This window comes from Chthoniobacter sp. (assembly GCF_040003245.1).
GTDB lineage: Bacteria > Verrucomicrobiota > Verrucomicrobiia > Chthoniobacterales > Chthoniobacteraceae > Chthoniobacter.
This window is the reverse complement of the sequence record NZ_JBDUCX010000349.1, coordinates 1-5198: the sequence shown is the minus strand read 5'-3', so window position 1 is coordinate 5198 and position 5198 is coordinate 1. Positions and strand designations below refer to the sequence as shown.

Genomic DNA, 5198 nt, shown 5'->3' with positions numbered 1-5198 from the left:
CGAAAACCCACAAAAACTCTCATAGCAAGTGGATCAAAAACCGGGGGCAGGCCACGGGGACGATGTTGGGGTCGGTGCTGGAGGTGCCGTAGAAAACCACTTCGGCCACGATGTCGCCGTGGTCGTTGATCGCGGCGGCGTCGGTGATTTCCCAGAGGTTGCTGGGGTTGTCGATCAGGGCGTTCAGGTCCACCATTTGCCCGGCAGGTCCGGCGCTGGGATCCCAGAGAAACCCGTGGTACGCGCCGCTGGACGCCATGCCCAGGCCTACGACCAGGCCGGAGTTGTTCATCGCCCGCGCAGTCGCGGAGACGCCGCCCAGGGTGGGCAGCGTCACCGGCGCGGCGGTGAGCCCGGCTTTCCAGAAAAAGGGCAGGTCATCCCAAGTGAGATACTGCGAGCCATAGCGCACCCCGAGCAGGTCGCCCTGGCTGTTGCCTCCGATGAAAGCGTAGTCGGCGCCATCGGGCCGCGGCGGGAAGGAGAAGCCATCGGGGGGCGTCTGCGTCGGATCCCACAGGAAGCCGTGCATGTGATAGGCGGTGTCCTGAAAGCTGCCGAAGACCAGGGTGCCGGTAGGATTGATCCCCACGGTGCTGAGGCTGCGGAAGCCGCCCGGGTAGCCGCTGGGCGTGATGTCGATCAGCGTCGGCGTACCGCCATTGGCCGCCCAGAAAAAGGGCGCGGCGTGCTGGCTGACCGGCCGCATGCCCACCACTTTCTCCGTGCCATCGGCGCCATCGCTCACGCTGTAGGCGTAGCCCCCACCTTGCGTGATCAGCTTCAATTTGCCACCGGTGGCAGTCTGATGATCCGACCAAAGATACGGATAGTACCCATAGCTGCTATCCATGGCGTAACCGACCGCTTTACCCTGGCTGTTCAGATTGAAAATCCAGGCGTGATTGTCCTCGCTGCCGGTTTGGTCCGAGTTCCAACTGTGGATCTGATCCTGGAGAAAGGACGTGCCGGATAACCTCAGGCGAAAGGCCTGGCTGCCGATCACCTCGCCATCGTCATCGGTGATCGGCGTATTGATGCCGATCTGCAACTGGGCGTTGAGCGTCGGCAGTGGCATCCCGTAGCCAAATTGGAGGACGCTTTTCGGCAGCCCGACCAAGGTGTAGCGCGGCGAGGGGTCGACGCCGTGCTGGTATTCCTGCAGGGTGGTGAGCCCGGTATGCTTGAGTTGATAAGCGGCGTCGGCGGCGAGCAGCGGATTGTAACCGTGCAGATCTTCCCACCCATCGGGAATGAGATCGCCATCGGTGTCCGGGTTGGTCGGGTCCGTCCCCGCGTGGTATTCGCCGATGTTCGTCAGCCCGTCGTGGTCGGGATCGTCGTTGGGCAGGTTGCCCAGTTGCGAAAAATAGGCGAGCTGCCACGCATCCGGCAGGCCATTGCCATCGGTGTCCTGCAAAGGCTGCAATTGCCACAGGGCGTATCCGCCGCCGTGCAGGCCGATGCCGAGAATGTGGCCGAGGTTGTCGATATCGTAGACGGCGCTCAATCCCCAGCGAGTGTGGGCGGGAAGGCAATCCTGGAGTTTGAATGGCGGGCCGTAGTTGCCGGTCGCGTCGGGTTTCCACAGCATGGGTACCTGCCGATCAAACGCGCCCGGCCCAACGCCGATGACCACGCCGGAATCGTTCAACTGGCCCGGGGAGCCCGACCAAAAACCTTGCGAAGTTTGGAGCAGCGGGAGCGCATGCACCGTTTCGCCCAGCGAGCCGCTTCCGTCCTCCGTCAGCGTCCACACGCAGGGCGCGCCGTCGGACAGGCGATGGCCGAGCGCCTGTCCGCTATTGTTGAAGCTAAAGTTACCGGAATTACAGACCTGGCTGGAGACGAAAGTCGTGCCGCTGCTCTGGCGGTAAAACCACAGCAGGCTGGACTGCCCGCCCAGATTGAGGACGCCGGCGATATTACCGGTCGCATCACAAAACTGGGGGACGATGGAGGAAGCGCCCGCGGGAAATCCGGTCAGGGGCTGCGCCCCTTGGGCGGAGTTCCACAGGTAGCTAGTCCCGGCTTGATTGTAGAGGACGAGGCTGACGGTGCTCGGGTCCTGCGGGTCAGTTCGGTTGCGAATCAACCACCAACTCGTCGGCTGGCCGCCGGCATTCGGCACCTCCGTGGCCAGCGCGTCGCCCGGGTGCCAGAGATAAGTGTGCCACGCCGTGGAGAGCCAAGCCTGCCAACTCAAGTCCCCCTGTTGGTTCATATAGACGTAGCCGGTGGTGGCGGCCGGAATGGGCGGCTGTACGACGGTTTGCCCGGTGTTGCCGCGCCCCGTGCGCCAGAGCAGCCATTGGACAGCGGGCGCGTTGAAATTCGCTACGCGCACCAACACATCGCCCTGATCGTTGACCCCCGAAACGAACTCGTTGTAGCCGATAGTCTGCTGGTGAAGCAAATCGGCGGAGAGCTGAGCACCCCCACTCCAATAGATCGCGTGATAAGCGGTGTTATCCGTGGTGACGCTGGCCGCAACGTCTCCAAGGGCATTGGGGAAGATATAACTATCCTGGGAGAATGCGTGCACGACCTCCGCCGGATCGTAGGGAGGCGCCGCTACGGGATCCGTCGCACTCGACTTGGCTGGAGCGATCGCCAGGAGAATGCCCAGCATCACGATGGTGGAAAAACTCTCCCAGCGCCACCGCTGGCCTCCCCCACCGCTTTGACTGGGGAAGCGCTTCACACCAAAAAACAATGCGGCCAACTCCATAGGGAGACACGAATAGGGTCTTTCCCAGCGGCGTCAACGTCGCGCGGCTCGTGTCACTTGAATGTTACAAACGACCCCTTCGAGGAGGCATAAGTTATCAGGGATAAGCCCTAAGTGTAAGTATAACTACCGACTTTACGCGGTTCGCGCAGTTCCTCGCGGCCCCGGAGTTTCTTGAGCACGCGATCGATGGCAGCCGGTGCTGTCCTCCGCCGTCTCCGCGCTACTTCGCCGGGAGTGAATCGAGGAACTCTTTCATCAGGGCGGTGTGCTCGGGGTCGTAGAACACTTTCCCGCCGTGGACGGCGCCGGGGATGAGGACGAGCTTCACGGGGAGGCCGGCTTTTTGATAGGCGGCGGCGAGTTCCTTTGATTGTTCGGGCGGCATTTGCGGGTCGGCGTCGCCGTGGAGGAGGAGCAGGGGCGGGTCGTGGGCATCGATGTGCTCGACGGGGCTGGCGAGTTTCGCGAGGTCGGGCTTTTCGGTGGGCTGTCCGCCGAGCAGGAGCTGGAGCGCGGGGATGCGGAACTCGCGGCCGTGCTCGGTGCTCTGGTCGAGGATGGTCAGGAGATTCGATGCGCCGAAAAGGCTGATGATGCCTTGCACGTCGCTGGATTGGTCGAGGTTCCGACCGACGGTGCCTTCGAGTTCCTTGTTCCCATTGGTGACGCCGACGAGGGCGGCGAGATGGCCGCTGGCGGAGGAACCGGCGATGACGACGCGCTGCGCATCGATGCCGAGTCCGGATTGCTGCGCACGCAGGAAGCGGATGGCGGCCTTGATGTCGTGCACTTGCGCCGGGAACACAGCTTGGGTGGAGAGCCGGTAATCGACGCTGGCCACGGCGAAGCCTTCGCGGAGGAGAAGGCCGAGCGGCATTTCGGTTTTTGTTCCGGCGCGCCAGCCGCCGCCGTGGACATAGACGATGAGGGGGCCGTGCTGGGTCGGCGGCACATAGACATCGAGTAGCAGCGGGAGCTCGCCGACGCGGGCGTACTCGATGTCGCGCTTCGCGTCAAAGGCCGGCGCGAGATGGGGAAAAGCGAGCGCGATGGCGGCGAGGAGGAGAAATTTGCAATAGCGAAGGAAAGCCATGGGAGGAAGGGGAGAGAGGGGAATGGATGGAACCTTGGTAAGCTCAATCAGGCCGGATCGAACTTTATTTGGTTCCATTGGTTCCATTGGCTCCATTGTGGAAAATGAGCATTTTTGGGCATAAAAATGCGATTTGTTCGCCATTCTTCTCAGGTCGTCCCACTGACCAGAAACACGATCTCACCCTTCACCGACTTCGCCGAGTAATGGGCGAGCAGTTCCGGGCCGAGGCCGATGCGGAACTCCTCGAACTGCTTGGTCAGTTCGCGGGCGACGCAGATCCGGCGCTCCGGGAAATGCTGGGCGCAGACGTCGAGGGTCTTCAGCAAGCGGTGGGGTGACTCGAAGAAGACGCTGGTCACTTCCCGCGCCGCCGCGGCGAGGAGGTCGCGCTCCCGTCCGCCGCTTTTCACCGGCAGGAAGCCGCCGTAGTAGAACTCCTCCGCCGGAAACCCGCTGCCGATGAGGGCCGTGAGCACCGCGCTCGGCCCGGGCAGGATGGTGTAGGGCAGACCGCGTTCGATGCAGGCCCGCAGCAGGCGGTGGCCCGGATCGCTGATGCCCGGCAGTCCGGCGTCCGTGATCACCGCGATGTGCTTGCCGGCGGCGAGTTCCTCGATGAGCTCCGCGGTGCGCCGCGCTTCATTATGCTCGTGATAGCTGATGAGTGGCTTGTGGATTTCGTAGTGGCGCAGCAGGTTCCCCGAGTGACGCGTATCCTCGCAGGCGATGAGGTCCGCGCTCTGCAGCGTCTCCAGCGCACGCAGCGTGATGTCCTTGAGATTGCCGATCGGCGTGGCGACGAGCGAGAGCACGGGAACGAAACTCCCGGTCCTTTACCAGCCCTCGGCGTACTGGCTCACGAGCTGGACCGCCATGTCTTCCGCCGCCAGCGGAATGGCCTGGCGTTCGTCCTGGTTGACGTCTTGGGAGACGGAGTCCGAACCGGTGGCGTAGAAGCTCGTGGTGCCGCTTACCGTTCGCTCGTCGATCACGAGTCCCGTGACTCGATTGGTGAGCTTGAAGCGGCAGCGGATGGTGAGGGTGTATTCCTTGGTGAGCAGGATGTTGCCGCGCACCGAGCGGGCCGGCCGGCGTTGGATGGTGTCGAGCCAGCCCTCGAGAATGGCATCGGAGTCCTTTTCGTTGACGATCTGGTAAGTGCCGTCGTGTTGGAACTGCTTGATCACCGCCGTGGCCAGAGGCACTTCGACGCGCGGTTCCAGCGTGTCATTGCGGAAAGTCGGGATGGCGATCTTGTGGATTTCCGCCATGAATTTCGGCTGCACGGGGCCGATTTTGTAGCCGGCACAACCGCTCAAGAGCAGGCCCAGAGCTGCGAGGGGAAGAAGAAGAGCGAATCTCATTGGA

General features: G+C 62.8%; 4 protein-coding genes. All 4 read right to left on the bottom strand.

Translation table 11 applies throughout. The features are described 5' to 3' along the window. Positions 1-19 precede the first annotated feature (19 nt). Positions 20-2632 carry a hypothetical protein gene (locus tag ABJF10_RS29130; protein WP_348548117.1) on the bottom strand — a complete coding sequence of 871 codons (2613 nt, stop codon included), beginning with the start codon at positions 2630-2632 and terminating at the stop codon, positions 20-22. Positions 2633-2954: 322 nt separating this feature from the next. Continuing rightward, complete coding sequence (locus ABJF10_RS29125) at positions 2955-3827, bottom strand: alpha/beta hydrolase (RefSeq protein ID WP_348548116.1); 873 nt, start codon at positions 3825-3827, stop codon at positions 2955-2957. A gap of 149 nt (positions 3828-3976) precedes the next feature. Further along, on the bottom strand, positions 3977-4642 hold the full coding sequence (gene rsmI, locus ABJF10_RS29120) for a 16S rRNA (cytidine(1402)-2'-O)-methyltransferase (RefSeq protein ID WP_348548115.1): 666 nt from the start codon (positions 4640-4642) through the stop codon (positions 3977-3979). A 21-nt stretch (positions 4643-4663) separates the two neighbouring features. Then, the coding region (locus tag ABJF10_RS29115) for an LptE family protein (RefSeq protein WP_348548114.1) at positions 4664-5198 on the bottom strand (535 nt) is incomplete at its 5' end.

What these genes read in the sequence shown, in the direction of transcription:
- ABJF10_RS29130 (WP_348548117.1), bottom strand. Translation starts at nt 2,632, where the DNA reads ATGCTGGGCATTCTCCTGGCGATCGCTCCAGCCAAGTCGAGTGCGACG.
- ABJF10_RS29125 (WP_348548116.1), bottom strand. Translation starts at nt 3,827, where the DNA reads ATGGCTTTCCTTCGCTATTGCAAATTTCTCCTCCTCGCCGCCATCGCG.